Source organism: Hymenobacter lapidiphilus, assembly GCF_003417065.2.
Classification (GTDB): Bacteria; Bacteroidota; Bacteroidia; order Cytophagales; family Hymenobacteraceae; genus Hymenobacter.
On the sequence record NZ_QVLT01000003.1, the window covers coordinates 119,511 to 139,520 of the forward strand.

General features: G+C 60.9%; 14 protein-coding genes and 1 pseudogene. 7 read left to right on the forward strand and 8 right to left on the reverse strand.

All coding sequences use genetic code 11. The features are described 5' to 3' along the window. Positions 1–3: 3 nt before the first annotated feature. The 4 genes from D0N36_RS02725 to D0N36_RS02740 all read right to left on the reverse strand — a co-directional run bounded on the left by D0N36_RS02725 (position 4) and on the right by D0N36_RS02740 (position 4,226). Complete coding sequence (locus D0N36_RS02725) at positions 4–1,389, reverse strand: tetratricopeptide repeat protein (RefSeq protein WP_116939510.1); 1,386 nt, start codon at positions 1,387–1,389, stop codon at positions 4–6. Positions 1,390–1,568: 179 nt separating this feature from the next. Further along, complete coding sequence (locus D0N36_RS02730; protein ID WP_116939511.1) at positions 1,569–2,321, reverse strand: zinc ribbon domain-containing protein; 753 nt, start codon at positions 2,319–2,321, stop codon at positions 1,569–1,571. Then, complete coding sequence (locus D0N36_RS02735; protein ID WP_199798295.1) at positions 2,311–3,411, reverse strand: Nif3-like dinuclear metal center hexameric protein; 1,101 nt, start codon at positions 3,409–3,411, stop codon at positions 2,311–2,313. Before D0N36_RS02735 ends, D0N36_RS02730 begins: the two co-directional genes overlap by 11 nt. A 137-nt stretch (positions 3,412–3,548) precedes the next feature. Beyond that, entirely contained in the window at positions 3,549–4,226 is a 678-nt protein-coding gene (locus D0N36_RS02740) for a uracil-DNA glycosylase family protein (RefSeq protein ID WP_116939594.1), read from the reverse strand. Positions 4,227–4,505: 279 nt separating this feature from the next. Here D0N36_RS02740 and lpxK point away from each other — a divergent pair, with 279 nt between their 5' ends. The 4 genes from lpxK to D0N36_RS02760 all read left to right on the forward strand — a co-directional run bounded on the left by lpxK (position 4,506) and on the right by D0N36_RS02760 (position 8,927). After that, positions 4,506–5,582, forward strand: a complete 1,077-nt coding sequence (gene lpxK, locus D0N36_RS02745) for a tetraacyldisaccharide 4'-kinase (RefSeq protein ID WP_242478777.1) — start codon at positions 4,506–4,508, stop codon at positions 5,580–5,582. Positions 5,583–5,589: 7 nt separating this feature from the next. Further along, the gene (locus D0N36_RS02750; RefSeq protein ID WP_200793379.1) at positions 5,590–7,566 is read left to right on the forward strand and encodes a putative porin; all 1,977 of its coding nucleotides are present in this window, start codon (positions 5,590–5,592) and stop codon (positions 7,564–7,566) included. A gap of 127 nt (positions 7,567–7,693) precedes the next feature. Then, positions 7,694–8,284, forward strand: a complete 591-nt coding sequence (gene miaE / locus D0N36_RS02755; RefSeq protein WP_116939513.1) for a tRNA-(ms[2]io[6]A)-hydroxylase — start codon at positions 7,694–7,696, stop codon at positions 8,282–8,284. Between the two features lie 175 nt (positions 8,285–8,459). Next, entirely contained in the window at positions 8,460–8,927 is a 468-nt protein-coding gene (locus D0N36_RS02760; protein WP_116939514.1) for a hypothetical protein, read from the forward strand. 148 nt (positions 8,928–9,075) lie between these two features. Here D0N36_RS02760 and D0N36_RS02765 read toward each other — a convergent pair whose 3' ends face one another. After that, a complete protein-coding gene (locus D0N36_RS02765; protein WP_116939515.1) occupies positions 9,076–10,353 on the reverse strand; it encodes an asparagine synthetase B in 1,278 nt (425 codons plus the stop codon). Between the two features lie 239 nt (positions 10,354–10,592). On the opposite strand from D0N36_RS02765, the gene D0N36_RS02770 reads away from it, so the two are divergent. Together D0N36_RS02770 and D0N36_RS02775 are read left to right on the forward strand one after the other, a co-directional pair. Next, positions 10,593–11,831: an ABC transporter permease gene (locus D0N36_RS02770; protein ID WP_116939516.1), complete on the forward strand. Its 1,239-nt coding sequence runs from the start codon at positions 10,593–10,595 to the stop codon at positions 11,829–11,831. A gap of 184 nt (positions 11,832–12,015) precedes the next feature. After that, complete coding sequence (locus D0N36_RS02775; protein WP_147320719.1) at positions 12,016–12,573, forward strand: hypothetical protein; 558 nt, start codon at positions 12,016–12,018, stop codon at positions 12,571–12,573. A 195-nt stretch (positions 12,574–12,768) separates the two neighbouring features. On the opposite strand, the pseudogene mtaB reads toward D0N36_RS02775, so the two are convergent. The 3 genes and pseudogenes from mtaB to D0N36_RS02790 all read right to left on the reverse strand — a co-directional run bounded on the left by mtaB (position 12,769) and on the right by D0N36_RS02790 (position 17,363). Continuing rightward, a pseudogene (gene mtaB, locus D0N36_RS02780) lies at positions 12,769–14,114 on the reverse strand (tRNA (N(6)-L-threonylcarbamoyladenosine(37)-C(2))-methylthiotransferase MtaB). Positions 14,115–14,299: 185 nt separating this feature from the next. Then, the gene (locus tag D0N36_RS02785; protein WP_116939518.1) at positions 14,300–15,418 is read right to left on the reverse strand and encodes a GTP pyrophosphokinase; all 1,119 of its coding nucleotides are present in this window, start codon (positions 15,416–15,418) and stop codon (positions 14,300–14,302) included. Between the two features lie 190 nt (positions 15,419–15,608). Next, a complete protein-coding gene (locus D0N36_RS02790) occupies positions 15,609–17,363 on the reverse strand; it encodes an LTA synthase family protein (RefSeq protein ID WP_147320720.1) in 1,755 nt (584 codons plus the stop codon). 380 nt (positions 17,364–17,743) lie between these two features. Between D0N36_RS02790 and D0N36_RS02795 the strand changes: the two genes are divergently transcribed. Continuing rightward, positions 17,744–19,933 (forward strand): glutamine synthetase III family protein, encoded by a 2,190-nt coding sequence (locus D0N36_RS02795; protein WP_116939520.1) that lies wholly within the window; start codon positions 17,744–17,746, stop codon positions 19,931–19,933. The last annotated feature ends 77 nt before the right edge of the window (positions 19,934–20,010 follow it).

Here is a 20,010-nt window from a genome sequence, read left to right on the forward strand (position 1 = left end):
TCCTCATTTCAACTCCGCCAAAGCTAGCTTGGCTTTGGTGTCGGTGCTGTTCTTATACTCGTGGCGGGGGTAGCTCAGGGCCTTCTGGAAGTACGCTTTGGCCGTGCTCTTCTGGCCTTCCAAATGATACAGGTAGCCCAACTGCAACGCTGACTGGGGCGCGTAGTAGTAGGGCGCGAGGCCGGCGCGGGCAATGGTTTGGGCGTAGAGCACGCGGGCCGAATCGGGCTGGCCAAGCAGGTGCAGGGCGCGGGCGCGGCGGTAAAAGTGCTCCAACTGGTCGCGCAGAGGCGTGGCGGTGTGGGGGCGGAACGCGGCCAGCGTGGCCAAAGCGGGGCGGTAGTAGCCGCCGTCAATCTGCAGGCGGGCGCGGGTGAGGGTGGCATCGAGCGGCTGCGGGTCGTCGAAGAAGCGCTGGGCGTAGGTGTCCTCCTCCAGCACCGTGCGGCCCGCGGAGCCGATGCGGGCGCGGTAGCGAGCAGCAGCCGGCGCATCGCCCCCCAGCCAGCAGGCCAGATACAGCTTGAAATAAGCATCCTTCAGGTAATGCCGGCCTCGGTACTGCTGCAGAAACAGCTCGTTTTCGCGGCGTGCGGCGGCGTACTGGCCCTTATAGAGCAGCAGGTCGGCGGCCAAGTGGTGCAGATAGGGTAGCGGCAGATAGTCCGGGCCGGTGGGGCGGGCGCGGAAGGCGGCTAGGGCCTCATCGGTGCGGTGCTGCTTTTTGCGCTGGCTGATGAGCAGAAACGCCAGCAGCTGGTTTTCGGGCTGCTCGCGGTGCAGGCGCTCCACCAGGGCCAGGGCCGCGGCGGGCTTCTTGTAGTAGGTTTCCTCGAGCAGCGCCAGCACCAGGCGGGCTTCGAGTTGGAAGTCGTTGGGCTGGCTGGCGGCCCGGCGCAGGTTGGCCAAGCCCGCGTCTACCGAGCCTGGCAGGCCCAGTAGCCGCAGAAACCAGCGGTAGCCCTCGGGCAGCGAGCCGATGAAAAACTGCAGCATCCCGAGCGTTTTGCGGGCCGGCAGGTAATTGGGGTAGCGCTCCGTCACGCGTTGCATGGCCCCATAGCTTTGGCGCAGGTTCCAGGCCCCGCGCACCTCCTGCCCGAACACCACTTGGGCAGCAGCCTGATGCAGCCGGATTTCGGCCGCCGCGTACTCGGCCAGCGGGCCGGTTTGCGGGTTCAGCTGCTCCAGCCGCGCATCCTGGGCCGCTACGGTGCTTGCGAAGCGGGTAGCATCCTGGCTGATGAGCAGCTCGGTGATGCTCAGGCAGTCCTGCACCAGCAGTGTGCCGGCATCCTGCCCCGTGCCGAGCAGGGCGCGGGCGGCGGCGGGGCGCATGTTCAGCACCTCGGCGTAGGCACGGGCCTGGCGCTCGGTCAGTTCCACCACAGATTCCCGCCGAGGTGCGCAGAAGGTTTCGGAGAGGCTCGCAGAGCAGAGTACGACCAGCCAGCACGCTCTCAGCGCACCTCTGCAAAACCCTCTGCGTACCTCCGCGGGAAATTTCATAGAACAAAAAAGAACGGCCCCGGAAAGAGGCCGTTCTTCAAAACTAAAACATAGGCGGATTATTCGCTCCGAGTCTCCACATCGGCGAAAATACGGCCGCAATGCTCGCACACGATGATTTTCTTGTGCGAAATGATGTCGGCCTGGCGCTGCGGGGGCACCGTGTTGAAGCAGCCGCCGCAGGCGTCGCGCTTTACCTCCACCACGGCCAGGCCGTTGCGCACGTTGCCGCGGATGCGGGTGTAGGCGGTCAGCAGACGCGCTTCGATGGGCTTCACGGCCTTGTTGCGCTGGTCCATGAGCTTCTTCTCGTCGGCCTCACTCTCGCCCACAATGGTTTCCAGCTCGCCCTTCTTGTTGTCGAGGTCCTTCTTGCGCTCAATCAGGCGCTGCTTGGTGCCGCTGATGTCGTTGTTCTTCTGCTCAATCTGATACTGAGCTTCCTTGGTTTTCTTCTCCGCAATCTGAATTTCCAGCTTCTGGAGCTCAATTTCCTTGGCAACTGCCTCGTACTCGCGGTTGTTGCGCACGTTTTGCTGCTGCTCCTCATAACGCTTAATCAGGCCATCAGCATCCTTTACGGCCTGCTTGCGCTGCTTGATCTGGTCGTTGAGGCCAGCAATTTCTTCGTCGAACTTGCCCACGCGCACTTCGTAGCCGGCAATTTCGTCCTCCAGATCCTGCACTTCCTCGGGCAAGTCGCCGCGTACGCGCCGAATTTCGTCCAGTTGCGAGTCAATTTGCTGCAGGTGCAGCAGGGCTTCCAGTTTGCTGGCAACGGTAACTTCCGCGGCGGCTGGGTTAGAAATCATATCGGACGGGGTTGGTGAGGGTCTGTGCGATTAAGACCGCAAAAGTACTTCCAAAGTTGGCGGCAAGCAAATCCTGGAATATTTCACCCGTAAACTGCTCGCTCTCGAAGTGGCCTACATCACAAAGCATCAACCGGCCCTCGGCCCCAAAATACTCGTGGTATTTCAGGTCGCCGGTTACGTAGGCATCGGCCCCGGCAGCGCGGGCCTTGCCGATGAGAAACGAGCCCGCCCCGCCGCACAGCGCCACTTTTTTAATGGGCTGCTCGAAGTTGGTGTACTTGACCACCGGCACGCCCAGCGCCGCGCGCAGCCGCTGCCGGAACGCGGCCGGGCTCAGCGCCTCGGGTAGCTCGCCCACAAAGCCCGAGCCCACTTCCTGGTGTCTGTTTTCGAGCCTGATGAGCTCGTAAGCCACTTCTTCATAAGGATGCGCGGCGCGCAATGCGGCCAGTGCGGGGCCCTGCAGATGTAACGGTAACAGCACTTCCACGCGCTCCTCGGGGCCGGTGTGGGGCTGGCCGGACTGGCCCAGGAAGGGGTTGCTTCCCGCGCCGGGCGTGAAAGTGAACGTGCCTTCGCTGCGGAAGCTGCACCCGGAATACTGGCCCACCTGGCCCGCGCCAGCTGCGTAGAGCGCCGCCAGCACGGCCGCGGTGTGCGTGGCCGGCACGTAGGTTATCAGCTTGCCCAGCAGGCCGGGCTTGGGGTCGAGGATGCGGCCGTTTTCGAGCCCCAGCTTGTCGGCCAGCTTGCGGTTGACGCCGTGGGCCACGTTGTCGAGGTTGGTGTGGGCGGCGTACAAGGCCACATCGTTTTTGATTGCTTTAAGCAGCGTCTGCTCCACCTCGTTGGCCCCGGTCAGGCGCTTGAGGGGCTTGAAGATAAGCGGGTGGTGGGCCACTACCACGTTGCAGCCCCGCCGGATGGCCTCGTATACCACGGCCGGGGTGCAGTCGAGGCTGATGAGTACGCCCCGGATTTCCATCTGCGGGTCGCCGCACTGCAGGCCGGCGTTGTCGTAGCTTTCCTGGTAGGCAAGGGGGGCGGCGGCTTCGAGCACGCGCATCAGGTCCTGAACAGTGGGCATGGGGTCAAGTAAGAATTGAAAGTTGAAAATGGCTGGTTGGCCGCGTTGCCAGTTGGTAGCGCGAAGCTCCAGCTTCGCATTTCATTGAGCGAAGTCATCTGAAAGTCAGCAACGATACGCGAAGCTGGAGCTTCGTGCTACAAACCGGCGGCCATGGCGAGGACTTCCACGTAGCGGGCGACGTTTTCGGCCAGTTGGCGGCGCTGGTACTGCATCAGGTAGCGCGGGTGGTCGAGCACGTGAATCTGCTCGAAAAGGCCCAGCTCGTTGTTGAGGCGCTGGAAGAACTTCGCGTTGCGCCGGCCCAGGCACACGGCTGCCGGTCGGGCCATGCCTACTTCCGCAACCAGCTGCCGCAGGTTCGTTTGGATGTCGGGCCAGAGGGCTTCGGTCAGGGCCGGTGCGTCGTAGAAATTGTAGTTGCGGCCGTCTTTCAGCAGCACCAGCGGGTAAAGCGAGCCGACGTAGAACTGCCGGTAGAACGGTTCCGGCCCACCCCAGGCCTCCACCACGGCCTGCATAAACTCGCTCGACGGCTCGCGGCGCAGCGGCAGCGCGTGCGCTATTCCCCAGGCCGTGAGGGCCGGCCCGTCGGTGAAGGCCACGCCGCTACGGCCGTTGCCCAGCCGGCCGGGGTTGATGCCCAGCACTGCTACCCTTGGCTGGTTGTCGGCGTAGTAGCGGCGGGCAAACTCGGTGAACAGCGTCCGCGGCTCCGGCTCCTGGTATGGGCTGTACGCCGTTACCCCATCGGGCAGGGGCGGAGGCAGCGGAAAATCGGTGAGGGACTGGAGCAGGCGGTCGGCGAAGGGCATCGGGGCGGGCTGGGAGCTGGTGCGGTGGGGGAGGGCGCGCAGTAAAGGCAGCAATAGCACTACGGGCCTGATGGAGCAAAGGTGGGTTTCTGTTATAAAACTGCTTCAACCCGCCCCAACCCGCTACTTTAGCGGCGGCTGCGGCTAATGGTGTAAAGGCGCAATATCTTCGTCTCGTCGTTGGACGGCAGCGCGAAACGGTCAACATCAGCAACGACGAGCCGCAAGATATTGCGCCTCTACGCCGTTCCAGCGGCAACAACACCCCTTTCTCGCCTTGTGGCTCCCATCCTGACAACCCTGCTGCTCCCTTTTAGCTGGCTCTACGCGGCCGTGCTGGCGGCGCGCAACTGGCTCTACGACCGGGGCTGGAAGGCCAGCACTGCCTTCACCGAGGTGCCGGTGCTCAGCGTGGGCAACCTGCGGGTGGGCGGAACCGGCAAAACGCCCCACGTGGCCTGGCTGGTGGCCTGGCTGCGGGCCCGCGGGCAGCAGCCGGCGCTATTGAGCCGGGGCTACGGCCGCCGCACCCGTGGCTACCGGCTCGCCACGGCCGCCGACTCGGCCGCTACCGTAGGTGATGAGCCCTGGCAGCAGTTCGGGCAGTTTGGCGGGGCCGTGCCGGTGGCGGTGAGCGAAGATCGGGTGGCCGGTATCCGGCAGCTGCTGGCCGAAGTGCCGTCCCTGACGGCCGTGGTGCTCGACGATGCCTACCAGCACCGCCGGGTGCGGCCGGCCGTCAATATCCTGCTTAGCGAGCAGCAGCGGCCGTTTTATGCGGATGAAGTGCTGCCCGCCGGCCGCCTGCGCGAGAGCCGGGCCGGGGCCGCCCGCGCCGATGCGGTTATCATCACCAAGTGCGCCCCCGACCTGAGCGCGGCGGCCCGCGCCACCATCACCCGGCAGGTGCGCCGCTATTCCCGGGCGAGCGTGCCGGTGCTATTTTCGTCCTACGACTACGGCCCGCCGGTGCCCGTGCCGGGTACGGCGGCCGGCCGGATGGCCGCGCCGATGGGTGGGAGCGAGGTGATGCTGCTGACCGGTATTGCCCAGCCCGGCCCGCTGCTGGCGCACCTGGCGGCGGCCGGCTACTGCGTAACGCACCACGCCCGCTTCGCCGACCACCACGTGTTTACGCCTGCCGAAATTGCGGCCCTGGCTGCGCAATGCCAGCCCGGCCAGTGCGTTCTGACTACCCAGAAGGATGCGGCCCGCCTGCAAGAGCCCGCGCTGGCGGCAAGTGTGGCCGATTTGCCCGTATTTTACATCCCGATTACCGTCCGGTTCCTGGCCGATGGGGAGGCCCGGCTGGCCGCCCTGCTTGGTTCCTACTTTCCGCTTCCCGCCGTTGGCTGATTTTCCGTTGCTTTTCTTCCGTACCTCCTCGCTGCGCCTGAGCTTGCTGCTGCTGGCCGGCCTGCTGGGGCTGGGCCTGCTGCGCCCCCGGGCCGGCCACGCCCAGATTCTCGACGACTCGACCCGCAACCGCTACGGGGCCCGCACTACCTTTATTCTGAAGGAGCGCGACCTGCTGCAGGGCGATACCGTGGGCCGGATGGTGGACTCGACGCTCACGCGCCTGCCCCAGCAGCGCTATTGGACTCACGATACCACATTTCAGCAGACGCTGGGCTACTTCGGCGCGGCCTCGCGGCCGCTGCTCTGGGAGGCCAACCGCCAGCTGGGCGCCCGCCTGGGCCGTACTGTCTTCGACCAGTACGCCCGTGGGCCCGAAGACGTGAACTACTACGATACGAAGTCGCCGTACACGTTTTTCCGCTTTTTTCAGGGCAACCCCTACGAGCAGGTATTCGAGCTGGGCTACGCCCGCAGCCTCAAAAAGCGCTTCAATGTGGGCTTCAACTACGAGCGGTTCGGGGCCAACAAGGCCATTGCCGTCAGCAACACCAAAACCGGCCAGGTCGAGCACAACAACTTCGTGTTCTTTGCCCGCTACCAGTCGCTCAACAACCGCTACCACGCTATGGGCCACTTCGCTACGGCCCGGCACACGCTGGCCGAGCAGGGCGGTATCCGGCCCCTGGCCAGCGATACGCTTGCGGATGGCCGGATAGACCTGAGCCTGCTGTTTGATTACCAGCGGGAGGTAGTGAACCTGACCAACGCCAAAAACCGCGACTCCCGCGACCGGGTGCGGCTGCTACACAGCTACCAGCTGCTGGGCCGGGGCCTCACGGCGTATCACCTCTTCAACTTCAGCCGGCAGCTTAATAGATACACCGACGAACAGCCGGCGCCCAGCGGCGTGCGCAACCCGTTCTACCCGATAAACCGGCTGAGCTCGGCCGCTACCGACGACCGGGCCGAGTTCCGGCAGTTCGAAAACACCGTGGGGGTGATGGGGCAGAGCCAGCTGGTAAACTACCGCCTGTACGGCCGATACCGCACGTATTCGCTCGAAACGCGCTCGGCCTACGGGGCACCGCCCGTGGTGCGGGAGGCGCTGCCGACGGTCGATGGCCCCAGCCAGCTGTTTGCGGGCGGCACGGCGGCGTTCCAGTACCGGCAGTTCGCCATCGAAACGGCCGGTGAAGTGAAGCCCTCTACCGAGCAGCTCGAGTACTGGCTGAGCGGCCGGGCCCGGCTGGGCTTTTTGAGTGGGGAGGTATTGCTGACCAGCGCCGCCCCCACGCTCACGGAGCAGCAGTTTTCGGGCAACCACTTTGCCTGGAATACTGACTTTAAAAACGTGAATGTACAGCAGCTGCGGGTGCGGGCCGCCCGGCAATTGGGCCGGCACTTCGTGGAAGCAGTGGGCACGGTGGCCAATGTCAGCAACTACATCTACTACTCCGTCGACCCGATTTCCCAGACGGACCAGATACATATGGATGGCCCCCGGCAGGCCAGCGGTAATGCGGACAAATTCCAGATCAGTAGCCTGATGGGGCACTACCGGGGTAGTGTGGGCCACTTGTTCTTCGAAACGCAGGCGACTGTTACGCTTGGTGCCGGCTCCGACAACCCGGCGCTGCGGATTCCGGCCGTGGTGGGCGAGGCGCGGGTGTACTACCAGGGCTACCTGTTCAAAAAGGCCCTTTTCGGGCAGGTGGGCGTGCAGGGCTACTACCAGTCGCGTTGGAAGGCCTACGACTACAGCCCCAGCACCCAGCAGTTTTTCGTGCAGGACCACTTCACCATCCGCAGCGTGCCGGTGGCCGATGTGTTCCTGAACGCCGACATCAAAACGGTGGGCGTGTTCCTGAAAATGAGCTACATCAACCAGTTTCTGCCCCAAAACGGCTATTTCGCCGCGCCCTACTACGCTGCCCTTCCCCGCCGCCTCCAGTTCGGCCTGCGCTGGCAGTTCTTTAATTAGGGTTTAGGTGTTAGGAGCTTAGGGCTTGGATAATGTTCGGGCAGACCAATGCTAATGGAAGGTCGTCTGAACTCCTAACTACCAGCCCTAAAGTCCCAAAACCTAACCCCTAATACCTAAGCCCTACATGAAAACCATCCTCAAGCTGAAGCTCAACACCGACCCGCGGTGGGTGGATATTGCCAGCAAAAACCTCGAAGATATTCTGGTTGACCACGCCTACTGCGAGCAGAAGGCGGCCAGCACCGGCATTTCGCTCATCCTCAAATACCCCGAGAAAACCCGGCTGGTAGAGGAGCTGACGGCGCTGGTGGCCGAGGAGTGGGAACATTTCGGCCGGGTGATGCAGGAGCTGCGCCAGCGCGGCTTCGCGCTGGGCCGCCCGCGCCGCGACGAGTACGTAGTGGAGTTGCTGACCCACGTGCGCAAGGGTGGCCCCCGCGAGCGGCAGCTCATGGACCAGCTGCTGGTGAGTGCGTTGATTGAGGCCCGCAGCTGCGAGCGGTTTAAGCTGCTGTGGAAACACATTCCCGACCCCGGCCTGAGCCAGTTTTACTACGAGCTGATGGCCTCCGAAGCCGGCCACTTTGTAAGCTACGTGGAACTGGCCAAGGAATACGCCGACCCGCAGGAGGTGGACGTGCGCTTCCAGGAGCTGCTGCGCGTCGAAGGCGACATCATTACCAACCTGCCCGTCCGCGACGACCGGATGCACTGAGTCGGTTGCGGGTTGTTAGTTGGCAGAGTGGCGTATCATCACTAATAACCAGCAACTAACAACCAATTAGCCGAGCCGGAAATAGGGCCGGCCTAAAAAACTTGCCTTCCGTTCCGGCTCTTCGTAGCTTAGGCCCCGACCATTTAGCCAGTTCTGCTTCTCTGCCCAATTACTCATGAAGAATCTGCTATTCTTTGCGCTGCTGCTGGCGCTACCCTTCACCGGCCGGGCGCAAGTCTCAGCCAGCTCCCAGCTTAACTTCTGCGGCGTCAATCTGCCCCTGGAAAATGGCTATACCGCCGTTTCAAGCTCCGAAGTAACCGGCCCGGCCTACCAGCTGGCCTGGGTGTACCTCGATTACAGCGTGATGCGTACCTACCCGCCCGAACATGTGCGGGTGGCGAAGAAAAAGCAGAAAAACGTGGAGGTAACCCCCTTCACGTGCACGCTGCTCGACGGCCCGCCGGCCCAGGGTACGCGCCTGGCGTATGCTACCGAAACGGGTGGCATGGCCTACCAGTACATCGTGTTTGGCATAGCCAAAGGCCAACCCGTGCTAGTTGACCTCACGCTGCCCCTCGACCCCGAAAAAACCGACGACCTACCCGCTCTCGTGCAGCAGTTTATGCGGCTGGAGAAGTAAGCAGACCGCTGCTGCCGGATTCCGGAAAAAACAGCACTCCGTTAAGGTTTCAACACCCGGCTAATGCAAAGGGGCACGGACTAAAGTCCGTGCCCCTTTGCATTAGCCGGGTGTTGCTGTACCGTTTCTCACTTCTCACTGGCGAGCATCAGGTTTTCTGCTTCTTCTTTTTGGCGGCCGGAAACAGGATGTTGTTGAGGATGAGGCGGTAGCCGGGCGAGTTGGGGTGCAGGCTCAGGTCGGTGGGCTCTTCCTCTACCAAGTGCTGATAGTCTTCGGGGTCGTGGCCGCTGTAAAAGGTCCAGGTGCCTTTGCCCAGCGTGCCGTGCATATAGCGCACCTCCCCCGAAGCCTTGTTCTCGCCCATTATCACCACATCGGGCTTCACCAGGCTTTTGCGGAAGGCCGTAGTCTGGCCCATAAAGCCCTTGATGGTGCGCTCGTGGTTCTGGCTGAGCATGGTGGGCACTGGGTCGTACTTGGCCGAGAAGTTAAAGAGCTGGAAATAGTCGTTGTCTTCGTACACGCCCCGCTCGCGCGGGTCCATGTCGATATTGGAGTATTCGTACTCGAAGGGATTGGGGCGCAGCTGGAAGTTCTGGAAGCCCAGCGTGCGGTTGAAGTTGAGCTTGCTCTGGGCCTGCGGGTCGGCCGGGTCGCCGTCGTACATACTCTCCACCATATCCAGGCCCAGGCCGGCCAGGGCAATGTCGTACGAGTCGGTGGCCGAGCACATGGCGAACATGAACCCCCCGCCGGCAATGAACTCCTGCATTTTTACGGTTACGGCGCCCTTCATCTGGCTTACTTTGGCAAAGCCGTTGCGTTTGGCCGCCGCTTCGGCATCGCGCTGCTGCTGCTGGTACCAGGGCCGGCTGCGGTACGAGGCGTAGAACTTGCCGTACTGGCCCGTGAAATCCTCGTGGTGCAGGTGCAGCCAGTCGTACTTGGGCAAATCGCCGCGCAACACTTCGTCGTCGTAGATGGGGGTGAAGGGGATTTCGGCGTACGTGAGCACCAGCGTCACGGCATCATCCCAGGGCATCTTACCTTTGGGCGTGTACACCGCAATTTTGGGCACCTTTTCCAGCTTCATCACATCCATATTGGCATTGGGGTCGGCTATTTCGGAGAGGATGCTGGTGTACTGCGCCCCGGAAATTACCTGGTAGCTCACGCCCCGCACGGCCAGCTCGTTTTCGGCCCCCGGCACCACATCGAAGGCGAAGGCCCCGCCGCGGTAATTCAGCAGCCAGTCCACCTCTACCTGCTTGCCCAGCAGCCAGTAAGCCGCGCCGTAGGCCTTCAGGTGTTCCTTCTGGCTGTTATCCATCGGAATGAGGATATGGTTGGCCCGAGCCGCCAGCGGCCCCAGCAGTCCGGCAGCCAGCACGAGCAATAAACTCAGCAGACGAAGATTTCTCATAGATAAAAGGCTAAAAAAACGGCCAGTCGAAAGGTAGCAAATCGGGACGGAGTTGTGGGCCAAACGCGCTACCTTGCACAGGCGGCCCGGGGCCGCTCCACGTGGGTGGCGGCTGACGAAACACGGGTTTCAGAACTCCGGCACCCTTTTCAGGCAACCAACCAATTACCGCGCCGCGGGCGAAATGCTGTTATGCAGAAAAGCTAACAGCCAATAGCTAAAGGCTAACAGCTGTATCTATGCATTTGCTGGAAAACATCAAAGAGGCGTTTCGTTCCATTGGCAGCAACCTGCTGCGCACCATTCTCACGGCCCTTATTGTAAGCATCGGTATTATGTCACTGGTGGGCATTCTCACAGCCATTGATGCTATAAAGGCTTCGCTCAATTCTACTTTCGCCAGCCTGGGCGCCAACTCGTTCGAAATTAAGGCGAAGGGTTACAATAACCGGGGCCGCCGGGGTGGGGTGCAGGCCAAAACCTACCCGGCCATCGACTACCTGCAGGCCCGCCAGTACAAGCAGCAGCTCGGCGACGAGGCCAAGGTGGGCATTTCGGCCTTCGTGGCCGGCGCCACCGAGGTGAAGGCCAACGGCGAGAAAACCAACCCCAACATGCAGGTGGTGGCCGGCGACGAAAACTACCTGCTCATCCAGAGCTACGGCCTGAAGGCCGGCCGCGGCTTTTCGCCGACCGAGCTCGACAACGGAGCCAACGTGGTGATTGTGGGTTCCGAAATCAAGGATAAGCTGTTTCCTGGCCAAAGCCCGGTGGGCAAGTATGTGTACATGCTGGGACGGCGGTTTCAGGTGGTGGGCGAGCTGGAGAAAAGCGGCAGCAGCATGGGTGGCGGCGGGGCCGACCGGCTCATGCTCGTGCCGCTGGAAACGGGCAACCAGCTGCCCCGCCAGCGCGCCCTTACCTACGACGTGAAAACGGCTACCACCGACGCCAGCCAGCTCAACTACCTCACGGGCGAGGCCACCGGCATCATGCGCGCCGTGCGCCACGACGAGCTTGGCCAGCCCGACAGCTTCGAAGTGGAGCGCTCCGACTCGCTGGCCGGCAAGCTCGATTCGCTGTCGGGCAACCTGCGCATCGGTGGCTTTCTGGTGGGCTTCATCACCCTGCTCGGCGCCAGCATCGCCCTGATGAACATCATGATGGTATCAGTTACCGAGCGCACCCGCGAAATCGGGGTCCGCAAGGCCATGGGCGCCACGGCCCTGCTCATCCGCCAGCAATTCCTCATCGAGGCCATTGTAATCTGTGTAATGGGCGGCTCGCTGGGCATCCTGCTGGGTGTGGGCATCGGCAACGCCGTGGCGCTGCTGGTGGGCAGCGGCGGATTCATTATTCCCTGGCTCTGGATGAGCGTGGGGCTGGCTATCTGCGTAACGGTGGGCCTGGCTTCGGGCTACTACCCGGCCAGCAAAGCCGCCGCCCTCGACCCCATCGAGAGCCTGCGCTTCGAATAGGAGGGAAGCCTTGTCAGATGATTGTAAGCCGCTGTTTTCTGAGGAAGACAGCCGGCTTATTCATTTGGTAGTATATTGCTGCTGTATTCACTAAGCGCACTTACGCATGGCAACGCAAACAACGGTCGGACAACGGTTTACTCAATTGATAGATCATTTGGGGCTGTCTAAAAACGCCTTTGCTATGTCATTGGACAAGACGGCTACCGTAATTCAGCACCTCGTGGACGAGCGCAACAAGCCGGGTTTCGACCTGCTGTGCCGAGTGTTTGAGGTGTACCCAAATGTGTCGAAAGACTGGCTATTGGAAGGCCGCGAGCCCATGCTGACCGACGAAACCGAGTCCGCCACTGCCGAAACCCAAGCTGCTGCTGCTGCTCCTGCCCCAGCCGCCCCGAAGAGCCCAGCTCCCGAGCCACGCCAGGAACCAGCCGCCGCGCCAATGCCCGCAGCTGCGCCAGCTCCTGCAGAAGCGGCGCCTTTGGTGGCTCCGGTTGCTGCTCCTGCACCAGTTGCACCCGCTCCCGTTGAAGCGCCGGCCGCTCCTGTTGCCGCGTCCCAGCCTGCGCCGGTTCAGACTCCCGCTGCCCCGGCCGCCCCAGATGCCAGCTGGCAAACGGCCCTCTACACCCAGCAAATGGCTCACCAGTTGGCCATGGCCGAAATGCGCAACCAGCACCTGCAGGACCAGCAGCGCATGATGCAGCAGATGCTGGACCTGATGCAGCGGCAGCTGGCGTAGCAGAACTGTCATTGCGCGCAGTGCGAGGCAACCGAAGGACAGCGCAGCTAATCCACCTTTCACAGAGTCCCAAGCACTGGTAAGCAGAAAGCCCCCGACGTGAGAACGTCAGGGGCTTTCTGCTTGTCAAAGTTTATCACTTCATGTATGCGGATTGCTTCGCGCCACTCGTAACGACGAGTTCGACGGTGCCTGCTAGTGCTGGAACACCTCGATACCCATTTCCTCGGCTTCCATCAGGCCGGCGGGGCTCACGGCAGTCAGGCGCAGGAGCTTCAGTTCGCCCACCAGCAGCGGGTCGTACTTGGCCACCACGCGGATGTAGTTGGGCGTGAAGCCTTCCATCTGGCCGTTGGTCACGTCGTCTTCGAACAAAACCTGGGTTTCGAGGCCCGTGTGCTGCTCGTAGAAGAAGCGCTTCTTCTTCTCGGAGAGGCTACGCAGCTGCGTGGTGCGCTCGTGGCGGTGGCGGTCCTGCACGCGGCCGGGCAGGCTGGGCGCCAGCGTATTGGCCCGTTCCGAGTAGGGGAACACGTGCAGATAGCTCACGTCGAGCTGGTTGAGGAACTGGTAGGTCTCCAGAAAATCAGCCTCGGTTTCGCCTGGAAACCCCACGATAACATCGACGCCGATGCAGGCGTGGGGCATCACCTCCTTGATAAGCGCTACCCGCTCCTGGTACAGCTCGCGGCGGTAGCGGCGGCGCATCTGGCCCAAAATTTTATTGGAGCCCGACTGCAGCGGAATGTGGAAGTGCGGCATAAACCGCTTCGACTGCGCCACGAAGCGGATAATTTCGTCGGAGAGCAGGTTGGGCTCGCAGGAGCTGATACGGAACCGGGCAATGCCTTCCACTTCATCCAGCGCCCGCACCAAGTCGTAGAAATCCTCCGGCCGCTCCCGATCCGGCCCCTGCACGCCGAAGTCGCCGAGGTTGACGCCGGTGAGCACGATTTCCTTGACGCCGGTTTCGGCCAGCTTTTGCACGCGCTCCACCACGCTCTGCACCGAGCCCGAGCGGCTGGCCCCGCGAGCCAGCGGAATCGTGCAGAACGAGCAGGAGTAGTCGCAGCCGTCCTGCACCTTGAGGAAGGTGCGGGTCCGGTCGCCGTAGGAGTGGGCGGCGTGGAACTCGGTAGCCTCCGAAATGGGCGAGGCGAATACCCGGCCCGGCTGGCCGGCGGCGGGCCGGGTGAAGCCGGCCAGTGTTTCCACGAGCTGGAATTTCTCGGCCGCCCCGAGCACGGCGTGCACGCCAGGGATTTCGGAAATTTCCTGGGGCTTGAGTTGGGCGTAGCAGCCCACGATGGCCACAAAGGCCTCGGGGTTGTGCTTGAGCGCCTCCTTTACCACCTTCCGGCACTTGCGGTCGGCGTGGTCAGTGACGGAGCAGGTGTTGATAACGTAGATGTCGGCCGCGTCCTGGAAGGCGTTTTCACGAAGCCCGCCTCCTCAAATTGCCGCCCGATGGCCGACGTCTCGGAGAAATTGAGCTTGCAGCCCAGCGTGTAAAAGGCAACTTTCTTGGTTTCCATTTCCATAAGCAAGGCCGCAAAGATACGGCGGAAGCGGCAGGCTTCCAGCAGTGAGGTAATAGCTTGTTGCGCGAGTTATCTGCAAACTCTACTTTTGGCTGGCTTGCTTGGTGGAGAGACTTGCATGATGTGGAATGAATAAGTCAGCCGATTGAGAATGGTTTTAGTGAAAAAAACATTAAAGTGATTCATTATGATGCGTCTATAGGAAATTTAGATATGACTTGCGATGCTAGATTGTTTATATGAGGGCTCAAGGTGCTTTTTTTCGTTTCACTCAATACTCCTTCTTTTGATAAAATGCTTAATAGTAGATGAGTTAAGTAAGCTATAGATACTCCAGCTGGAAAGATAACGCTACCATGGATGATCCTTATAGATCGATTGTTTGAGGTTGTTACCGATGTGCCAACTAATAGTTTGGCTAATTCAATAATACGATTTTCGTGTATCTGTAATGATATGTTGATGTCATCAATGGTCTTTAGTTTTAATAGATGCATTTTATTGACTATACTAGGAATGCTATCTTCATCCTGTGGCGAAGTATGTTTTGCACCTGCAATTTTGATAATTGCCGCATCAATACGCTTAACTACGGAGCTCCCGTTTATAAAAGCTCTTATGGAATCGCCGTCTATCATGAAATTTTCAGGCGCTTTTTCGACGTTAGCTGATGCCTCTTCTCTGTAAGTCTCAAGCTCTTTTTTTATGCCATCGAATTCCTTATCTGCTATTTCCAGCAACCCAGCTACTAATGCAAAACGTCGTCGAATATGATGGGGTACTTCAATTTCACTCTTATAGCCCAAATCATGTTCAATTTCCGCCCAAGCATGCTGCAAAATTGAGCGAGTTTGTAATTCTATTTTTAGCCCTCTGAAAGCTTTGTACTCTGTAAGCTCGCAACGACTTGCCTTTAAGGATATGACGTGGTGCAAGGATAAGTAGCCGAAGCGGTCAGCCGCTAGTGAACGGCGCTTGTCTACCGAATTAGTATGATCAATATCAAATTCATCTGATATTGCGACGGCAACGCGGTCTACGTCTTCGGCAAAGTAGGTTGTAACTCGCAAACCAACTAGGTCGGTTATTTCTGATAATTGCTTATAGTGAGCATCGACTTTTGCTAACTTACCTATTAGGCTCACGCGACTCTTAGGTCTACTAGTAATTGAGTGTACTTCTATGCCACGCTCAAATAGAATATCATGTAGAAGTTGTTTTAGTTTTGGAGCCAAAGCGCTATAGATATGAGCATTGTTGTCATACTCTATAAGAATATTGTCTTGAGTTTCTTTATCGACCATTATGTTGAATTAAGGATTGCTAATTGTAAACTGTAGTCAAATTATCGAATTGCTCCGCTTCAGCCGCTTCCTTACTTCCCCAGAAAATCCCCGAACGACACCTGCTCATACGCCTGCCCTAACCGCAACTGTCGAGCCGTAACCGCCGAATCGCGCTCGATGACGCGGCGGGCTACGTTGTCGTAAGTAACTACGCCGGCGGCGTCGCGACGCCGAAACCGTCGGTGAAGGAGTAGAAGGCCGCGCCGCCGGGCCAGGTGGGAGGGGTGGGGGCCAGCAGGTCGCGGCTCCAGGGGAAGGTGGTGGCGGGCAGGTTCAGCTGGTGTAGCAGCGTGGCGGCCACGTCGGTTTGCGAGCCGTAGGTGAGCACCTCCCGGCCCTGAGCAGCGGGGGCCAGCGCGCCGCCGGTGAGTAGCAGCGGAATCCGGAATTTGGCCGGGTCGTGGTTGGGCGAGTTGCCGGGCTGGGGGTGGCCGTGGTCGGCTACCAGCACTACCAGCGTATTGGCCCACCAAGGCTGTTGGCGGGCCTTCTGCAGAAACTGGCCCAGCACGTGGTCGGTGTAATAGACCGAGTTGCGGAAGCGGCTGGCCTCGTCCGTGCCCCGGAAGCGGGCGCGCATGGGCACGTCGAACGGCTCGTGGCTGCTCAGGGTGAAGGCCGTGACGAAGAATGGGGCCGGTTGGTCCGGCAGCTCCTGCTGTAGCCGGTTGAACAGCACGTGGTCGTGGGCGCCCCACTTGGCGTTCTGGTCCTGGGTTCGGAAGTCGGCCCGCTCGGTGAAGCGCTGGTAGCCGGCCGTGACGAGGTAGCTTTTCATGTTGGCAAAAGCCAGCTCGCCGCCGTGGTAGTAGGCCGTGGAGTAGCCCTGCGCACGCAGCACCCGCGCCAAATGGGGCAGTTGCTCGGTTTTGCGCGGGTACTTGATGATGCTGGTAGCCGGCTGGTTGGGGTAGCCTGACAGCAGCGCCACGAGGCCCTTCTGGCTTCGGTCGCCGGCCGCAAACACGTTGTGGAAGGCCACGCCGGTGCGGCTCAGGCTATCGAGCGTGGGCGTGATGCCCGGCTCGCCGCCCAAATGGCCCACCAGCTTGCCGGTGAAGCTCTCCAGGATGATAAACAGCACGTTGGGCTTTTGCAGGCCGGGGCGCAGCAGCCGCACCGTATCGGGGCCGGTGGCATTGGCCGCGGGGTATAGGCTGGCGGTGAGGCGGGCGGCGGCGGTGTCGGGCAGGAACTGGTAGGGGTTGCGGGTGCTGTTCTGTAAAAACAGCGAGTTGAGCACGTTCCAGGGCACGTTGAGGGCCGCGTGGTTGGCAAACGGTACCGAGGAGAAGTACACGTCACTCTGGTTGATGGGAATCTGCTGCAGGCCCCCGCGCAGCGGCACCACCAGCAGCGCCAGGTACAGCAGCCCCGCCAGTGCCGCCCGGCCCCGGCTGAAGCCCGCCGGCAGGGCCGGTATCCGGCCCACCACTCCTTTATAAAGGCCCCAGCCCACGCCCAGCAGCGCCAGCCACAGCCCTAGCAGTAGCCCAAGCAGGCCGGGGCTGGCCGAAGCCGCCGCCTCGCCCGGCGTGCGCAGGTACTGCAGCGGCGTGGCATCGAGCCGGAAGCCCCAGGGGCCGTAGAGGGCCAGGTCGGCCACCGTGAGCAGCGCCACCAGCGCCACCAGCACCATGGTAAGCCCGCGCAGGCCACGCGCCAACCCGAACCTTGCTCCGGCCAGACTGCCGACCACGAACAACAGGAAAGGCGCCAGGCACAGGTAGGCCGCCGCCGAGGCATCGAGCCGCAGGGCGTGGCCGAAAATGCGCGGCACCGTGCCGGCCGGCAGCGCCGAGGTGCGCGACAGGTAGTAAACCAGAAACAGGGCCCGAACCAGCCCGAAATACAGCAGCCAGAACAAGAAGTAGCGCGGCTGAAACGCGAAGCGGCTTTTCACGCCCGCAAAGGTAATCCCCCGGCCCGGATGCCCGGAGTTGGCGGCCGGGCTTTTCAAACCCAGTCTGCACAGCACGACGTAGGGGCGGGGCTTGCCCCCGCCCGCCGTTCAACGGTCCGGGTCTGAATCGTTGAACGGCGGACGGGGACGAGTCCCGCCCCTACATCGTGCTGTTACGTACTCTCTTTTATAATACATGCATACATATCGTAGAGGAGGGGGTATTAAATGATGGGGTTCAGCTAGTAAAAGGTAATTTATATCGAAGGTAGGGGTGTAAAATAAGGGGGTTAGTGTCATTTTTTATACTTAGGTCGTATATTTGACCTTATTGATAAGCGCTACACTTTGCAATTTCCTCCGCGTACTTCATCTCCTCCATGGCAATCCTCCGCTTTAAAGCTCTTGAGCAAGTTACCCAGCGCCAGCCGCTGACCGTCGCAAACACTGGTGAGCGGCGCTCCGACAGCTTCGGCAAAAATGTTTTCAACCTAGATGCCATGCGGGCCACCATGCCCGGCGAGTATTTCAAGAAGCTGCAGGCTGCCGTGAAGCAGGGTACGCCCGTGGAGCGCAACGTAGCCGACGCCGTGGCTTCGGCCATGAAAACCTGGGCCATGGCCAAAGGTGCCACCCACTACACCCACTGGTTTCAGCCCCTGACGGGTGCTACGGCCGAGAAGCACGACTCGTTCTTCGACCTCAACTCTGATGGCCAGCCCGTCGAAAACTTTAAGGGCTCGGCCCTGGTGCAGCAGGAGCCCGACGCTTCGAGCTTCCCCAACGGCGGCATTCGTAATACCTTCGAAGCCCGCGGCTACACCGCCTGGGACCCTACCTCGCCGGCATTTCTCATTGAAACCGGCGGGGCTAAAACCCTGTGCATTCCAACTATTTTTGTGGCCTACACCGGTGAGGCACTCGACTATAAAGCCCCGCTGCTCAAGTCGTTGGACGTGCTTGAAAAGGCCGCCCTCGACGTGTGCCACTACTTCGACAAGGACGTGGCCCGCGTAACGACTACGCTGGGCATCGAGCAGGAGTATTTTCTGGTGGATAAGGCCCTGTATGCCGCCCGCCCCGACCTGATGCTGACCGGCCGCACGCTGTTCGGGCACTCCTCGGCCAAAGGCCAGCAGCTCGACGACCACTACTTCGGCTCGATTCCGGCACGGGTGCACGCTTACATGCTCGAATACGAGGAGGAAGCCAATAAGCTCGGCATCCCGCTGCGCACCCGCCACAACGAGGTGGCGCCCCACCAGTTCGAGTGCGCCCCCACCTTCGAGGAGGCTAACCTGGCCGTCGACCACAACCAGCTGCTGATGGATGTGATGGCCCGCGTGGCTGACAAGCACAACTTTAAGGTGCTGCTGCACGAAAAGCCGTTTGCCGGCGTAAACGGCTCGGGCAAGCACAACAACTGGGCCCTGAGCACCGATACCGGCGTGAACCTGCTCGCGCCCGGCCGCCGGCCCAAGGAAAACCTACAGTTCCTCACGTTCTTCATCACCACCATTAAAGCCGTACACCGCCACGCCGACTTGCTGCGTGCCAGCATCGCTTCGGCCAGCAACGACCACCGCCTGGGCGCCAACGAGGCCCCGCCGGCCATCATGTCGGTGTTCGTGGGCTCGATGCTCGATTCGGTGATGAACGAGCTGGAGCGCACGGCCCAGGTGCCGCTTGATAAGGGCGACAACATCTACCTCAAGCTCGGCATCGATAAGATTCCGGCCATTCTGCTCGACAACACCGACCGCAACCGCACCTCGCCCTTCGCCTTCACCGGCAACAAGTTCGAGTTCCGGGCCGTGGGCTCATCGGCCAACAGCTCGTCGGCCGTTACCACGCTCAATACCATTGTGGCCGACCAGCTCATCGACTTCAAGCGTTCAGTTGACCAGCTGATTGCCGATGGCCGCAAGAAGGAAGTGGCCATTGTGGAGGTGCTGCGCGAGTATGTCATCAGCTCCAAGGCCATCCGCTTCGAGGGCAACGGCTACTCCGATGAGTGGAAGGAAGAAGCCGCGGCCCGGGGCCTGAGCAACCTGCCCACCACGCCCCAGGCCCTCGACGCCATTGTTACGCCCGAGTCAGCCGCGCTGTTTGCGCGCCATCACATATATTCGCCCGTCGAGCTACATGCCCGCCACGAAATTGTGCTGGAAGACTACGTGAAGAAAATCCAGATTGAAGGCCGGGTGATGGGCGATTTGGCCATCAACCACATCGTGCCAACGGCGCTGGCTTACCAGACCAAGCTGGTAAACAACGTGCGCGGCCTGCGCGAGCTGGGCCTCGACGACGAGTATACCAATGGTACGCTCGATACCATTAAGTCTATCTCGCGCCATGTGTCCATCATCAAAACCCAGGTGGTAGAGATGATTAAAGCCCGCAAAACCGCCAACAAAATAACCGACACCCGCGAGCAGGCCATTGCCTATTGCGACACGGTAAAAGTGCATTTCGACACCATCCGCCGCTCGGTGGACAAGCTGGAGCTGATGGTGGACGATGAGGACTGGCCCCTGGTAAAGTACCGTGAACTGTTGTTCCTGCACTAAGCCAGGGTCAGAGTCGGGCCGGAGTTGGGTGGGAATTTTTCTCCGCGCCCCGATCTTAGAAAGGCCGCATCCGGGGG

Coding starts and splice junctions, on each gene's coding strand:
- D0N36_RS02775 (WP_147320719.1), top strand. CDS start 12,016: ATGTCATTGGACAAGACGGCTACCGTAATTCAGCACCTCGTGGACGAG.
- D0N36_RS02765 (WP_116939515.1), bottom strand. CDS start 10,353: ATGAGAAATCTTCGTCTGCTGAGTTTATTGCTCGTGCTGGCTGCCGGA.
- miaE (WP_116939513.1), top strand. CDS start 7,694: ATGAAAACCATCCTCAAGCTGAAGCTCAACACCGACCCGCGGTGGGTG.
- D0N36_RS02770 (WP_116939516.1), top strand. CDS start 10,593: ATGCATTTGCTGGAAAACATCAAAGAGGCGTTTCGTTCCATTGGCAGC.
- D0N36_RS02735 (WP_199798295.1), bottom strand. CDS start 3,411: ATGCCCACTGTTCAGGACCTGATGCGCGTGCTCGAAGCCGCCGCCCCC.
- D0N36_RS02785 (WP_116939518.1), bottom strand. CDS start 15,418: ATGGTCGATAAAGAAACTCAAGACAATATTCTTATAGAGTATGACAAC.
- D0N36_RS02795 (WP_116939520.1), top strand. CDS start 17,744: ATGGCAATCCTCCGCTTTAAAGCTCTTGAGCAAGTTACCCAGCGCCAG.
- D0N36_RS02730 (WP_116939511.1), bottom strand. CDS start 2,321: ATGATTTCTAACCCAGCCGCCGCGGAAGTTACCGTTGCCAGCAAACTG.
- D0N36_RS02760 (WP_116939514.1), top strand. CDS start 8,460: ATGAAGAATCTGCTATTCTTTGCGCTGCTGCTGGCGCTACCCTTCACC.
- D0N36_RS02740 (WP_116939594.1), bottom strand. CDS start 4,226: ATGCCCTTCGCCGACCGCCTGCTCCAGTCCCTCACCGATTTTCCGCTG.